Consider the following 15,577-nt stretch of genomic DNA (forward strand, 5'->3'; position numbering starts at 1 on the left):
CAAATGGTAATAATGAAAAGGGGCCGAAAAAGTTATTCACTTTCTTTCCATAAAATATGGCAAAAAGGCGCGTCTTTATCACGGCTAATTAATATTTTCGCAAATAAAACGTCTTCACTTTCAAATTCAAGCCCAACTAATACTTGAATAAAATGCTCAGGCTCTATTTCTAGTGCAACAAAATCTTGCCACTGTTCATCGGGCTCATCTTCTTCAATAAAGCCAAGTTCTTCACGATGCAGGTTAAATTCTTCAACATCTTTATCACTCAGGTTGTTGGGAGCCAGCTCCAAAAAAATATCATAAGCTTGATGGGTTGCTTCTTCTACCGTAAATAAACGTGGACCTGACATGAGTGGTTAACCTCTGAGCTTTTAAGTTGGCGCCATAATATCAAAAGTTGTTAGTGTTTTGATAAAAAAAACACGTTAAATACTGACTTTTTTGCTTTTACCTAATACTTATAGATATTAATGGATTGGTTAGCATTAGGGTCTGTTGGCCTTTCAAGATTAAATTTGCCTTGAAAGATAACAGACCGCAATTGCATTAAAAAATTCACTTTGTTTTTTATTCATCTTCACCCACTTTACTTAGCACAAATAAAAACATAAGCTCAAGTAACAGGTCAGAGGAGTGCAAGATGATAAAACTAGAAAAAAAACAGGGCATTGCCACCGTCACATTAAATCGAGTAGAAAAACAAAATGCCTTAAGCTTTACTATGTTTATTGAGCTTAACAAGGTGATTAAAAATATTAAAAAAGATGCCAATATTCGTGCGGTTGTATTAACCGGTGAAGGCGAACACTTTTGTGCAGGGCTTGATATTAACGCGGTTATGGCCTCGCCAATGAATATTATAAAACTCCTATTTAAATGGCTTCCTGGTAATCAAAATTTAGCGCAAAAAGTAGTACTTGGTTGGCAATCATTGAGTGTGCCTGTTATTGCCAAAATAAACGGAAATTGCCTTGGGGGTGGATTGCAAATAGCACTGGGTGCCGATTACCGGATTGTTCACCACGATGCCAAACTCGCCATTATGGAAGCGCGCTGGGGGTTATGCCCAGATATGGGCGCTAATGTTATGCTTTCAGGCTTAGTAAAACGCGACCAAGCGCTCTGGTTAGCAAGTCACGCAAATCCAATAAACGCACAACATGCTTTTGAACTAGGTTTAGTAACCAAAACAACCGACGATACAGATAAAGCAACTAAAGAGATGCTTGATACACTGCTAGCGCGCTCACCTGACACATTAGCCGCAGTAAAGCGTGTAATTCAACAAAGCTATAAAGTCCCTGCTCGAAAAATACTCGCTAAAGAAACATGGAGCCAAATTCGCTTACTGATCAACCCTAATACTAAAAAAGCCATTGCTAAAGCTAAAGGGAAAGCTGATATTGAGTTTACAAACGCCAAGCGCTGGTAACATTGATGGTAATACTAAGGCACAATGCATAAAACAGCGTTATTTGTTAAAGTTAGGCTCTTCTATTCTAGTGAGCCAAATTAATGAAATACCTACTAAGTAGCGCAATTATTTTATTGTGCTTGGCAACAAGCAAATTCATTATGCATCTTCTTGATGCAAGTTTTCCTGCTCCTCTACCCGCCATGGTTTTGCTGCTAACGTTACTGTTATTGGGCATAGTTAAAGAACATCAACTCGCTCCCTGCGCATCACCTATTTTGAATGTAATGCCTATTTTCTTTATTCCTGCAGGCGTCGGTTTTATAGAACATTTAGGGCTAATTAAATCACATTGGCCTTTCTTAACTGCGGTCATCTTATTAGTCCCACTCAGTAGTTTAATTTTAGTGGCAAGCCTAGTGGGCTATTTTAAAGGCAGAGCTAATAATGACTAACTTAACCACCAGCATAACCCCCAGCCTATGGTGGTTAACCGTGCCATTTATTATTATTCTCTTTATTGCACTAAGAGCGGTTAATCTTAAAATAAACCAGAGTATTTTAAAGTCATTAACCAACCCTGTTTTTTTAAGCATTGGCATTATTGCCCTACTGTTAGTCAACCTTAAATTACCCTATTCACAATTTGCCTCACATAGTCAGTTACTAAGTTGGCTATTAGAGCCGGCCATAGTTGCTTTAGCCTTGCCGCTTTATCAGCAATTTATGCACGTACGTAAAAACTTACTATTAATTGTCGCTACTTGCAGTATAGGTATTGTTAACGCCACACTAGTGGCTTTTGTATTAAGTATTTTATTTGCTGTGCCCTCACAATTGAGCGCCTCTGTTGCGGCACTCAGTGTAACAACCCCTATCACACTGCTGGTTACTGACTCATTAGGAGGAATTAGCTCACTTGCCGCTGCCATGGTTATTTTTATTGGTTTATTGGGGGCTTTGTTTGGCTTTATGTTACTCAAATTAGTTAAGATTTATAACTTTGAGGCACAAGGAATTGCAATCGGTACCGCGTGCCATGCAATTGGTACGGCGGCAGCTATTGCCGAACACCCAAAAATAGGCGCATTTTCATCAGTGGCTATGGCACTCAGTGCATTATTAACCGCAGTGATAGTACCACTATTATATCCAATTTTAGTTAACACTTTGTTATAGTAAGCAGATAACAGTATCGCTAAAAATAGAGCCCAGCATGATCAGTTCCGAAATTCAGCAATTTGAAAAGTACTACGCCCTGCTTACCGAGTATTTAGTTACCTACAGTATGCAAATAGTGGGCGCTATTTTTATTCTACTCGTTGGCCTGTGGGTCGCTAAAAAGCTCGCCGAAGTTGTCGCAAACTTAATGACCCGCCACAACATTGATATCACCCTGACTAATTTTGTCAGTAATGTTGTAAAAGTACTGCTGATCATTATGGTGATCATTATTGCGCTTGGTAAAATTGGCATTAGTGTGACCCCATTTGTAGCTGCAATAGGTGCCGCCTCATTAGGCGCAGGCTTAGCGTTACAAGGTATGCTTTCTAATTATGGCGCGGGGCTTGCCATTATTGCTACGCGGCCATTTGTGGTTGGCGATACCATAGAAGTAAAAGGCGTTAGTGGCCAAGTAAAAGTAATTGAGCTGGGGCACACCATATTAATTAATGAAGAAAAAGTAGAAATAACCATTCCTAACAAACATATTGTTGGCGAAATTCTGCATAACTCATTTAATTATTCACTGGTAAAAGGTGAAATAGACATAGCCTACAGTGCCTGTAGTGATACTGCGATAAGCCTTATTGAAAACGTATTAGTCAATCATGAACTCGTAGCTAAACACCCTAATGCACAAATTGGTATAGAACGTTTTGCTGATAGCGGCGTCACCATTAGTTATCGTTATTGGGTGCCCACCACTAAAATTATTGAAACTAAACTCGCTATAAATGGCGGTGTGTATAAAGCGATTAACGATGCCAATATTGAAATTCCGTTTCCACAACGCATTGTTACGCTTAATAAAAGCGACATAAAATAAATAAAAACCTTAATATGATTTTAAATCATATTAAATTAATTAAGCGTGCTTACAAATAAAATAATAACGAGTCCTTATGCATCAATCACCTTTTTATTTAGGCGACTGGCAGGTAACGCCTGCCAGCAATTGTATACAATGTGCTGAAAAAGTAACGCAATTAGAACCTAAAGCAATGGATGTATTATTATATCTGTGCTTACAAAAAGGCGATATGGTCACCAGTGACGAGTTACTCAATCAGTGCTGGCAAAACATTGAAGTAGGCGATAACCCACTGCATAAAACCATCACACAACTGCGAAAAGCATTGGGTGATAAGGCAAGCTCCCCGCTATACATAGAAACCATTCGTAAACGCGGCTACCGTATTATTGCAAAACTTGAGTTTCCATTTGCAGAAGATACATCAAGCCCTGTAAACACGTGGCAAGGCGGTTCTCCTTTTTTAGGCTTAAGTGCGTATAACCCAACCGATACTCATTTATTTTTTGGTCGTAACCAAGCCATCACCACCTTACTCGAAAACGTATCAAACCAAGTAAAATCTGGCCGTGCTTTTTGCTTAATACTTGGCCCAAGTGGTACGGGTAAATCGTCGTTAGTCAATGCGGGTATTTTACCAAAGCTACTTGATGAGCGTGGTTATGATGGTATTGGCGTTGTTTCATACACTCAGCTCGACTTTGCAGATGTGCATCAAACTAGGCTCTATTTAGATTTAGCCTCTGCCATGCTTGATTGGGATATAAACCAACACCCCGTATTTGAAGGATTAAGCTCGCAAATACTGGCGCAGCAATTAGAGCACACAATTGACGAAGCGATAAACACGTTACAAACTGCAATCAGTAAGGCAAATACAAAGCTAAACACACCGCAGTTTTTTTTGTTTATAGACCGCTTAGAGGTGCTGCTTTCATCGCCACTATTTAGTCCCAACACCCGAAGTCATTTTTTATCGATTATTGAACGTTTAGCCACCTCTAAAGCGGTGATCGTATTTAGTGCGTGTCGTAACGACTTTTACCCTTTAGTGGTAGAGCAACCCAGCCTTATGGCCGCAAAAGCGAACGGCGCCCATTATGATTTAACCCCGCCCAACCGCCAGGAACTACAACAAATTATTCGCTTGCCGGCATTAACCGCTAATTTAACGTTCTCACACGACCCGCAAACCAAAACTCCGCTGGATGAAATACTCTTTGCAGATACCGCCAACAACCCTGATGCCCTGCCCATGTTGCAATACACACTGCAAGAGCTGTATTTACAGCGCAGTGAAAATAATGAGTTATTGCACAGCGTGTATGAAAAACTCGGCGGTATTGAAGGCGCTATTGGTAAAAAGGCAGAAGATGTTTTTATTGGGCTGAGCGCAAAACAACAACAGCAACTAAAAAGCGTATTATCGCAGTTAGTGACGCTAAACCCAGATGGTAAAACCATTACTAGCCGTGCGGCCCGCTTACAAGCATTAACCAACACCAGCCAAAAAGAGCTTGTACAAGCCATGGTCGACAGTCGCTTATTTGTATCGCACTTACAAAACCAAGAAGCCTGCTTTAGCCTTGCCCACGAGGCATTATTACGCCAATGGCCACGTGCCAAACAGTGGATAAACGATCATAAAGACGCCCTTGCTATTAAAAGCCGTTTGCACCACCACACGCAACAGTGGCTTAATGAACATAAAAGTAGCGCTTACCTATTAGCACCGGGTAAACCATTGCAAGAAGCGCTCACGTTATTAAACGACAATATATTCAAACTAGACAATGACGAACGCGCGCTTATAACCAGCTCTCTTAAACACAGTAAAACAAAAACAATCATAAAACGCGGCACGGTCGCTCTGCTTTGCTTACTTACCTGTGTTGCCCTATTTATGAGTGTTACCAGTTTTCAAGCGCAGCAACTTGCACAGCAAAAGCGCCAAGAGGCCGAAAGCCTACTTGGCTTTATGGTCGGTGACTTTGCCGATAAACTGCGCAGCGTTAAGCGTATGGATTTGCTCGATGGCATTAGTAATAAAGCACTTGAGTATTTTACCAATCAAGCAGATGAGCCCAGCTCTCTTTTTAGTTTTAACGACCAAAAAGCCGAATTTAACAACCGCTTTCAATATGCACAAACTCTTGAGGCTATGGGCGAAGTGGCCTATTCTCGCGGTAAAACCATTGAGGCCTTCACTGCCTTTGAAAACGCCCGCATTCGCCTTGAAGCACTATTAAAAATACAACCAGATAATTTAGAGCTATTAACGCTTGCCGGTGCCAATGCCTTTTGGCTCGGTCAGCTTCATTATGATAAAAGTGATTACGCTGCTACTGAGCCATTATTTAAAAAATATCATGCCTACAGCGAGAAAATGTATTCATTAGCACCGAATGGTTTTAACTCGATTATGGAGCTATCGTATTCGCATAATTCGCTGGGCTCTTTGTATTTAAAGCAATTTAACTACACTGCCGCGAAACAACGCTTTACAAAGTCGCTCGCCCTTAAAAATGAAGCCCTTGAGCTTAAACCCAGCAACAAAAACTTACTGCGCGATAAAGCCGATACCATCAGTTGGCTGGCAAAGACAGAAGAAAGGCTAGGTAACTTTAATGCCGCATTAACCATGTATGAAAATGCATCTAATGAGTTAAAAAGTTTATTAATTGAATATCCAGATGATGCCAGTTTATCAAGCAGTTTAGCTTATACTTATATTCAACAAAGCTACCTTTTGAGCTACCTGCCAAATAAACAACCAGCCTACAAAAAAGCACAGCAAGCCACAAAAACAGTTAATACCGCACGATTGCAAGATCCAAAAAGTAAAGACATTCAACATTCTTATTATCGTTTTTTAGCCCACCAGCTAATGCTTTCACCTAATAAAAACATTGATAACCGAGTTAAGGATATTATTAACTTTTTGAAAGTGCAGGACTTTAAAAATAACTTTGCAATTAATACTCAATTGATCCTTATACAGTACTTTATTGATAGACAGTCACCACTTAAAGCATATGAGTTTTTAACAGCCCTTGAAAGTGATACAAGCTACCAACAGTACATAGCTAATAAAGCAAAGAGTGGTGATAATGTAGACTTTACGAATATAAATTTACTTAAAGCTAAATTAGCTGAAAATACCGTACAGCGAGAGCAATTTTGCTTAAATGCGCTTAAAGCCATTGCTGAAACAGTAAAAATAAACCAAAGCGTTCACGTAACGCACCCGCTGTTACAGGCATACACCTGCTTAAATAGAGCAAACGAAATCCCCAAAATAAAAGCAAGTCTAGTTAAATTAGGCATTACTCACTTTAAACTATAACCACGAATACAAAAGGAAATAATATGGATAGCTCTCAAGAACAAATTAACTTTACTGTAAATATTGAATTAGACAGTAACGACAACGCCAATTTTACATACTTTAAAGATAACAAAGAAGTCTCTGGCGGTGGCGTTGTCAGAACTGAAACCGCAGGTATTTATAGCTTAAATGAAGCAACACTTGCTAAAGGTTTTTTATTCACCGGAGCCACTATCACTGATAAAGAAGGCGACTGTGCTGGTGATTTTAAATCAGAAATCAATGATGATGGCCAATCAATCACCATCACAGACACAGATGAAAATAATGGCACTGTGTGTTTAATATTTAATGTTGAGTGCAATGGTAAAGCCTATGAAAGCGCCGACCCACAAATTGAAAATAAAGACAAAAATTAATAAACAACGCTTAATATTTAATTTTTGTTTTCCAAATTGCACAGGCCTTTAACGCCTGTGCATAATAAAAAATACTATTAATCAAAAACTTAAAAGCAGAAGATTACCGAAAGGTTTAATTGCACTTTTTTATGTAAATTTGTAGACATCAAAAACGTCTGTATCATGCTAAGGCTAAAACGTGTCTAAACAAATTAATAAAAAAGAGACTCCAGCGGTTAAAAACGATAAAGCACTCCCCTTCGATTGCGCTTTATCGAGTCCTTTTTCTCATACCCAATTTGGCGCTTTAATTGAATTATTTAACGGCACCGCCGAAGGCATTTTTGTACTTAATGAGCACGGTGGTTTTGAGTTTGCAAACCCAAAAGCAGCACAGCTATTAGGTTACTCTCAGCAATCTCTAATAGGCGAAAATTTACTGTCGTTTTTACACGGTGCAGACCTTGATAAATATAAACAGACGTTATTAAATTGGATAGACATTAAAGATACTTCCCTTAGCTTTGGCCCAAATGAAATAAAAATAAATAAAGCGAATGGTGATATTATTGAAGCAGACTTATCAATATCTAGTATGCCAAAAAGTATTGCATCGGCGCAAAAATTATACGTTTGCATACTTCATGATCTCAGTACGCATAAAGCGATGTACAACCGTTTAAAAATACAAGCTTCAACCGATCACTTAACTGGGCTCGCTAATCGTTTAGCTTTAGATGAGTCACTAAAAAAATACTGGCAAGAAAGTATTCAAAGCCAACAACCTCTAACCAGCATATTGATTGATGTAGATCACTTTAAAAAATTCAACGACACCTATGGGCATATTAAAGGTGATAAATGCTTACAAAAAATTGCAAAAATGCTTTTGCATTGTATCCCGTCAAGAGAGTGTTTGGCAGCGAGATATGGCGGTGAGGAGTTTGCTATTATTTTACCGCGTTGCGATATAAAAAGTGCAACGATTGTTGCCAAGCATGTACAACAACAAATTAATGCGATGACATTTACAGATATAGGCCTGCCACCAGAGGTTAAAGTTAGTGTGAGCCAAGGGATTGCCTGTGAGCACAATAGTCAATACCGTACCTACGAGGCGCTGTTGTACGCCGCAGACACGGCTTTGTACCGCGCAAAAACCGAAGGTAGAAATAAAATAAGTACTGTTGTTTAAAGTTTAAATTAAAGGCCATTCCATGGCGCTATATCTACCCTAAAAGCCACTAAATTGAGTTACTTTACTGGCGTTTAGATTAATTTTAAATGCTGTAGATAAGAGATTAATCTTTATATAAAAATTACAGTAATAACAAACTACCTAACCCTAAAAAGGTCACAAAGCCGACAATATCAGTGACTGTGGTTAAAATCACTGAACCCGACAACGCAGGGTCAATTTTCATTTTATCTAAAATAGAGGGGATCACTACGCCCGCCAACGATGCTGCCACTAAGTTAAGTAATATTGCCACAGTAATGGTTATACTGAGCATAATATCGTTAAACCATACAAAGGTTAGCAAACCAATCACTAATGCCCACACCAAGCCATTTACCGCCCCTACTCGCAACTCTTTTTTAAGTAATGCGTTTCGGTTTGAGTCAGTAACCTGACCCAGAGCCAGTCCTCGTACAATAACCGTTAAGGTTTGGCTACCGGCAATACCGCCCATTGACGCCACTACAGGCATTAATACCGCAAGTGCAACCACTTGCTCTATAGTTGCGCCAAACAAACCGATAAACCACGAGGCTAAAAATGCCGTTGCTAAGTTGATACCTAACCAAATACCACGGTTTTTAGCACTTTTACGAACACTGGCAAATAAGTCCTCGTCTTCTCGTAAACCACCGGCCTTTGCTGCCGCTTCGTCGGCTATTTCTTGACGTAATTCATAAGCTGATGCAATGGTTAAACGCCCTATTAATTTGTTATCGGCATTAACCACTGGCATGGCCATTTTCTCGCTATGAATAACCACTTCAGCGGCTTCATATAAATCATGGTCTGCGTGCAATGAGGTAAAGTCATGATTAGCTAACGTCATTAAACTCTCGTTATCATGCGCTTTTATCAGATCATTAACCGCAACTTCACCGATTAAGCTACCTTTACGGCTCACCAAATAAATAACTTCGCTGTATTGCGGTAAGCCTTTGTGTAGCAGCTTTTTAGCGCCACCCGCAGTGAGTTTGTCTGACACCTTTAAAAAATCAAACCCAATCCAGTGACCTAATTGCTCTGGCGTATATTGCTGAGCCAGTTCGTATTGCTTAGTTTGTGCTTCATCGAGTTGTTTTTTAGCGTAATCAATAAAACGTTGTGGAATAACTTCTTCTAACTCAAGTAGCTCTTCAACATTTACTTCGTCTAATAATTTAAATCCGGCACTGTCATCTAGTGTTTGTAGTAACCATAAACAGCTATCTTCACTTAAATTAACAAAAATTTCGTGCTGCGTGTCTTCATCTAATAAATGCCAAATTTCAAGACGCTGCTCTTTAGGGATCGCCTCAAACAATAAAGATAAGTGCTCAGTTGATAAAGTTTGCTGAGCATCTATAAGTAATTTATTTTTGCGCTCAGTGGTATCACACTGCAATAAGTCATTTATGAGTTGTGGTAACTGATCAACCGGATACTCTATCATTTAAAAACCCTAAAATAGTCGTTTCACTATAAATTTACTGTAATAAGTAAGTACTTATTAATGAGATTAGCTAGGATCTGTTTATCTTTCGAGGTTGAACATGTTTCAATCCAAAAAGGTCAACAGACCCTTATAGTGTACATTAGTCGCTAATAAAAATATTAAAAAATCGCTGTGCTGTTAAATATTTATGGATGTAGCAGGCTATAAACTATTGCGCTTTAGCTAAAAATAAAGCAAAAAAAAGCCGTAACTAAATAAGTCACGGCTTCCAAAAGCAATTAATAGCTAAGTGTTATTTATATTTTAAACTGACCAACTAAATCACCTAAGTTTTGACCTCGTCCCGCTAAGTGCTGACTTACCGAAGAAGTCGTTTTACTCGATTGCGTTAATTCATTCACAATTTCTTGAATTGCATACACGTTACGGTTTATCTCTTCTGTAACGCTACTTTGCTCAGTAGCTGCGGTGGCAATTTGTGTACTCATATCGTTAATTGTTGTTACCGATGTAGTAACCGCACCTAAACTTTCAGATATAGCGCGTGAAGACTCTACAGAGCGGTTACAGCTTTGTTGACTCGCTTGCATGGCTCCTACAGCCGCAGTGACTAAGTTATGTAATTCGCTAAGCATTTCATTAATTTCTAATGTGCTATCTTGAGTACGGCTTGCTAAGCTTCTTACTTCATCAGCTACAACGGCAAAACCACGACCTTGCTCACCCGCTCGTGCAGCCTCAATAGCGGCGTTTAATGCCAGTAAGTTCGTTTGCTCAGCAATACCCCCAATAACACTCAACACGCTATTAATCTTTTTAGACTGTTCACTTAACGAGTTTACTTGCTCAGCGGCTTGGTTAATTTCGCCCATTAAGTTTGAAACTTCACTGAGTGAAACATCCACACAATCTTGCGCATTGGCCACTTCTTTTGTTGCTGCCTGCGTTGATACCGCAACTTGTGTGGTATTTTGTGCCACTTCATGCGAGGTTGCTGACATTTCAGTAATAGCGGTGACTACTAGTTCAGTTTCATGGTTATGTTTCAATAATTTATCTTCAATTAATAAGGTTTGCGTATTGATATCTGATGAGGCCGTTTTAACATCGCTCGTCACATCGACCACGCCCGAAATAATACTATGCAGCTTACTAACAAACAGATTAAACGATTCACCTAGTTGACCAATTTCATCATGGGTGTCAATCACTAATCTTCTGGTTAAATCACCTTCACCTTTGGCTATGTCATCTAAACTTTGTACCATTCGATGTATTGGTTTAACCATATTACTCGCTGCATATAAGGCACCCACGGCTGCTAAACCAAGTAGCAGAAGTGATATTAAAAATAAGGTGGTCATTTTTTCAGTTAAATGCTCAGCCATGGTTGCTTGGTATTTAACTAGTTCAGCCTCAATGTCATCCATATAAGTACCCGTACCAATCATCCAGTTAGTACCTGGGATCATGGCTGCATACCCTATTTTTTCAATCAAACCCGTCGTGTTGGGTTTTTGAAAGTGATAGGTAAAAGACCCACCCCCTTTACGAGCTTGCTCTAGTAAACCAACCACTATTTTTTTACCGTTTGGGTCGGTCATGTCTATTTTATTTTGCCCTTCAATTGCATCGCCTAACAATGCATGAAAAACACTCACGCCATCGGTATCGTAAATAAAATAATAGCCATCTTCGCCAAATTTTAAATCCCTTAGCGCATTTTTTGCGTCTTGTTCATTACCTTGTGCTAATTGGTATTGCACTATTTGAGAACCAATTTCAATTTCTGTTTTTAGCAGCGTTTGTTTATCTGCTATTAGTTTGGTTTTGAATTCATTAAAGTATTGCTGCTGATTTTGCTTCTCTAAATAATATGAACCCGCCATAAAACTGATTAGCAATACAATTAATGGTAAAACAGCCAACAGTAGCAATTTGTTTTTTAAGCTTAAATTACCCATTATTTCTCCAATTAACATTACAAGCCATCAAGCTCTTTTTATTTTGTAGCCCGTTAGCTAAAAAATTTCATTGTTTGCATTACTATACAACGCATACCTGTATACAAATTAAGCACAAACGAGATCGTTTAGCAATCTAATACACTCTTACAATAGTAAAACACACTAAAAAACACTTTATAACTAGACGATAGTATATAAGCAGTAATAAAGAACCAAAACCAATTTAGCCTTTCAAATAGCCAGTACACAGCTTGTTAAACTTCCTTAAAGCTAAATTAACCTGACTAACGCTATTTTAGCTTTAATGAAATTAAATATTGGGCATCACACAAAGGTCTTGCTTTCTGAGTTAAAACGCAAATAATGAAGCAACTAACTACTGGGTAAGAATGAGGAAAATGAGTTACATACTAACCACCCAATGCGCCGATGATATTGGCTTAATCGCCAAAATTACCGGGCTGTGTCACCGACATAACTTAAACATTATTCGTAATAACGAGTTTGTAGATAAAGATGCACAGCGCTTTTTTATGCGCACTGAACTCACTGGCGAACCCCACACTGAGTTTTTAGCACAGCTGCGCGAAGTATTACCCGCAGGTGCAAAAGTGGCGCTACACGGTGAAGAAAAAACCAAAGTCGTATTATTAGCCACAAAAGAAGCCCACTGTTTAGGCGGCATGTTGTTAAAGCAATTTGAACAAACCCTAAACATAGAGATACTTGCCGTGATTGCCAATTATCCTACATTAGAACCTTTGGTTAAGGGATTTGATATTCCTTTTCATGTGGTTTCTCATGAAGGACTTACGCGCAGTGAGCACGACGAAAAAGTCGGTGACTTAATTGCCAGCTATAACCCTGACATTATTGGATTAGCTAAATACATGCGTATTTTAAGCCCTGAGTTTGTTGGTCGATTTGAGGGTAAAATCATCAATATTCATCACTCATTTTTACCGGCTTTTATTGGTGCTAAACCTTATCATCAGGCGTTTGAGCGCGGTGTAAAAATTATTGGTGCCACGGCTCACTTTGTAAATAATGAGCTAGATGAAGGCCCTATTATTTTACAAGACGTATCGAGTGTAACCCATGCTAATACGGCTGAAATGATGGCTAAAATGGGTAAAGACGTGGAAAAAACAGTGTTTTGTAAAGCATTGCAACTAGCATCAGAACATAAGCTATTTATTAATGGCAATAAAACCGTCGTATTTTCATAATTTTTACTTTTAAATAAAAATGCCAGCTAATAAGCTGGCATTTTTTATAAGTAAATATTAAACCTTACTTAGTTAGGGTGTGTAATACGTTGGTGCTCCAGGACCTACTGGCATACCTAAAACAAATACCCATAAGTAAAACAGCACCACCCAACCAACAAAGAAAATAATACTATATGGCAACATAGTCGCTACCAAAGTACCTATTCCCATGTCTTTTTTGTATTTAGTGGCAACCGCGAGGATCAAGCCAAAGTAACTCATCATCGGGGTAATTAAGTTAGTTACCGAATCACCAATACGATAAGCTGCTTGAATTGTCTCGGGGGCATAACCTATAAGCATCAGCATAGGAACAAAAATAGGGGCTGTTACTGCCCACTGCGCTGACGATGAGCCTAGCGTTAAGTTCACTAAAGCACACATTAAAATAAACAACACAAATACTTCCGGCCCCGTTAGGCTAAGTGCCTGTAATAATGCAGCGCCATTAATGGCTAAAATAGTACCTAAGTTAGTCCACTTAAAAAATGCCACAAACTGCGCAGCAAAAAAAACTAATACAATGTACATTCCCATAGAGCTCATACTTTTGCTCATGGCGTTAATCACGTCTTTATCATTTTTCATGGTGCCAACAACGCGGCCATAAACAAAACCTGGAATACCAAAGGTGACAAAAATAAAAACCACAATCCCTTTTAAAAACGGCGAGTGAGCAACTAGGCCTGTTTCTGGGTTACGTAAAATACCGTCTGCGGGTACAACCGTCCACGCGAGTAGTAATGAAACAAAAAGTAATGAGAATCCAGCCCATTTTAAGCCCGACTTTTCTTTGTCAGTTAAACCGGCAATGTTGTTTTGAGCTAAATCTTCACTGGCTTCGTCTGGGTTATATTTGCCTAATCGCGGCTCTACAATTTTCTCAGTAACTAGCGTGCCTAATATGGCAATTAAAAATACCGATATCATCATGAAATACCAGTTTGCTTCTGCGCCTACTTGGTAAGTTGGGTCAATCATTTGTGCAGCTGGTGTGGTAATACCGGCTAGTAACGGATCGATAGTACCCAATAATAAATTAGCACTGTAACCACCAGATACCCCAGCAAATGCCGCAGCAAGACCGGCAAGCGGATGACGACCTAAGCTATGAAATATCATTGCCGCTAGCGGAATCAATACCACATAGCCAAGCTCAGAAGCTGTATTTGATAATATAGCGGCAAACACCACCATAAAGGTCACTAAGCGTTTTGATGCCCCCATTACCATGCCACGCATAGCGGCAGATAATAGCCCTGAATGCTCAGCTACACTCACACCTAATAGCGCAACTAATACCGTCCCTAATGGCGCAAAGCTAGTAAAGTTGGTCACCAGCCCCGTTACAATACGTTGTAAGCCTTCTGCACTGAGTAAGCTTACTACTTCAATAACACCATCTGGATCGCGCCCAGCAGAGCCCTCAGGCCGTGGATCGATAGCGCTGAGTCCAAACCAATCGGCAACACCACTAAATAAAATAATGGCAATACAAAACAATGCAAATAACGTAATTGGGTGGGGAAGCATGTTCCCTAAAAATTCTACAGTGGCTAAAAATCGATTAAACCAGCCGTTCTTTGCGACCTGATTTTCATCTTGGGATGTGTTTGGTGAGTCTATTGAGTCTGACATACCATGCTCTCTTAATTACAAAATGCCCGTAACCTAGCATTATTTACCCAGCAGGTCATGTAATAAAGATGAATGACTTGTTATGTCATAGTAACTGAATGGTTTCGCGTGCTTGAGTTGCAAAAAAGAGGCTCTCGCCTCTAATTTAACCTGTTTAAACTTGCTCTATGGGTTCTAGTTGTAATTTTGCAGCAATTAAAACAGCTTGAGTTCGGTTATAAACACCGAGTTTTCTAAATATGGCAGTTATGTGTGCTTTGACGGTGGCTTCTGAAATATGCAGTTCGTAAGCTATTTGTTTATTCAGTAGGCCTTCGTGCAAATATTGCAATACACGGTATTGCTGTGGAGTAAGTGATGCAACTTGTGCGGCAATTTCCCTATCTTCGCCTTCTATTTCAGCTACCTTACTTTTTAGTTCAGTTGGCAGCCAAGTGTCGCCTTCAAGTATTTGGTTTATTGCATTAGCAATATCATCCGATGAAGATGATTTGGGAATAAACCCCATAGCGCCATAACCCATTACCTTAGAAACAATATTTACATCTTCACTCCCCGAAACCACCGCAATCGGTAAGCTCGGATAATCTTCACGAATACGGATTAATCCGTATAAGTCACCGTTACCTGGCATGTGTAAATCTAGTAGTAATATATCAAGATCTTCTTGTTCGCTTAACACTTTCAATGTGCTATCAAAATCGGCCGATTCAAAAACCTCTAAACCTGCAAATTTTGCGCTCAAAGCGCCCTTTAATGCTTCGCGAAATAACGGATGATCGTCCGCTATTAAAAACTGACTCATTGTTCACTCCCAAAAATTCGGCTGCTATCCGATAGACAAC

Annotated in this window: 13 protein-coding genes; 8 read left to right on the forward strand and 5 right to left on the reverse strand. The window is 39.3% G+C overall.

What is annotated here, in order from left to right:
- Positions 1-32: 32 nt before the first annotated feature.
- The gene (locus tag ABZP26_RS12435) at positions 33-353 is read right to left on the reverse strand and encodes an HI1450 family dsDNA-mimic protein (protein WP_016899676.1); all 321 of its coding nucleotides are present in this window, start codon (positions 351-353) and stop codon (positions 33-35) included.
- A 290-nt stretch (positions 354-643) separates the two neighbouring features.
- Between ABZP26_RS12435 and ABZP26_RS12440 the strand changes: the two genes are divergently transcribed.
- The 7 genes from ABZP26_RS12440 (at position 644) to ABZP26_RS12470 (ending at position 8,376) form a co-directional block, all read left to right on the forward strand.
- Positions 644-1,435 (forward strand): crotonase/enoyl-CoA hydratase family protein, encoded by a 792-nt coding sequence (locus ABZP26_RS12440; protein ID WP_368485000.1) that lies wholly within the window; start codon positions 644-646, stop codon positions 1,433-1,435.
- A gap of 83 nt (positions 1,436-1,518) precedes the next feature.
- Positions 1,519-1,872, forward strand: coding sequence for a CidA/LrgA family protein (locus tag ABZP26_RS12445; RefSeq protein ID WP_368485001.1), 354 nt, complete (start codon positions 1,519-1,521; stop codon positions 1,870-1,872).
- The gene (locus ABZP26_RS12450; RefSeq protein ID WP_016899674.1) at positions 1,865-2,596 is read left to right on the forward strand and encodes an LrgB family protein; all 732 of its coding nucleotides are present in this window, start codon (positions 1,865-1,867) and stop codon (positions 2,594-2,596) included. The genes ABZP26_RS12445 and ABZP26_RS12450 overlap by 8 nt, the downstream gene beginning before the upstream one ends.
- Before the next feature lie 37 nt (positions 2,597-2,633).
- The gene (locus ABZP26_RS12455) at positions 2,634-3,467 is read left to right on the forward strand and encodes a mechanosensitive ion channel family protein (protein WP_368485002.1); all 834 of its coding nucleotides are present in this window, start codon (positions 2,634-2,636) and stop codon (positions 3,465-3,467) included.
- A gap of 76 nt (positions 3,468-3,543) precedes the next feature.
- Positions 3,544-6,798 (forward strand): winged helix-turn-helix domain-containing protein, encoded by a 3,255-nt coding sequence (locus tag ABZP26_RS12460; RefSeq protein WP_016899672.1) that lies wholly within the window; start codon positions 3,544-3,546, stop codon positions 6,796-6,798.
- A 23-nt stretch (positions 6,799-6,821) separates the two neighbouring features.
- Entirely contained in the window at positions 6,822-7,199 is a 378-nt protein-coding gene (locus tag ABZP26_RS12465) for a DP-EP family protein (RefSeq protein ID WP_016899671.1), read from the forward strand.
- Positions 7,200-7,380: 181 nt separating this feature from the next.
- A complete protein-coding gene (locus ABZP26_RS12470) occupies positions 7,381-8,376 on the forward strand; it encodes a GGDEF domain-containing protein (RefSeq protein ID WP_024602337.1) in 996 nt (331 codons plus the stop codon).
- Positions 8,377-8,500: 124 nt separating this feature from the next.
- On the opposite strand, the gene ABZP26_RS12475 is transcribed toward ABZP26_RS12470, so the two are convergent.
- Both ABZP26_RS12475 and ABZP26_RS12480 read right to left on the reverse strand, forming a co-directional pair.
- Positions 8,501-9,853: a magnesium transporter gene (locus ABZP26_RS12475; RefSeq protein WP_016899669.1), complete on the reverse strand. Its 1,353-nt coding sequence runs from the start codon at positions 9,851-9,853 to the stop codon at positions 8,501-8,503.
- Positions 9,854-10,152: 299 nt separating this feature from the next.
- Complete coding sequence (locus ABZP26_RS12480) at positions 10,153-11,820, reverse strand: methyl-accepting chemotaxis protein (RefSeq protein WP_024602336.1); 1,668 nt, start codon at positions 11,818-11,820, stop codon at positions 10,153-10,155.
- A 401-nt stretch (positions 11,821-12,221) separates the two neighbouring features.
- Here ABZP26_RS12480 and purU point away from each other — a divergent pair, with 401 nt between their 5' ends.
- Positions 12,222-13,052, forward strand: coding sequence for a formyltetrahydrofolate deformylase (gene purU, locus ABZP26_RS12485; RefSeq protein WP_013465657.1), 831 nt, complete (start codon positions 12,222-12,224; stop codon positions 13,050-13,052).
- A 72-nt stretch (positions 13,053-13,124) separates the two neighbouring features.
- Here purU and ABZP26_RS12490 read toward each other — a convergent pair whose 3' ends face one another.
- Both ABZP26_RS12490 and ABZP26_RS12495 read right to left on the reverse strand, forming a co-directional pair.
- Positions 13,125-14,732: an AbgT family transporter gene (locus ABZP26_RS12490; RefSeq protein ID WP_016899668.1), complete on the reverse strand. Its 1,608-nt coding sequence runs from the start codon at positions 14,730-14,732 to the stop codon at positions 13,125-13,127.
- 154 nt (positions 14,733-14,886) lie between these two features.
- Positions 14,887-15,537 (reverse strand): response regulator transcription factor, encoded by a 651-nt coding sequence (locus tag ABZP26_RS12495; protein ID WP_013465659.1) that lies wholly within the window; start codon positions 15,535-15,537, stop codon positions 14,887-14,889.
- Positions 15,538-15,577: the final 40 nt, after the last annotated feature.

It is taken from the genome of Pseudoalteromonas sp. SD03 (assembly GCF_040937955.1).
GTDB classification, from domain to species: domain Bacteria; phylum Pseudomonadota; class Gammaproteobacteria; order Enterobacterales; family Alteromonadaceae; genus Pseudoalteromonas; species Pseudoalteromonas tetraodonis.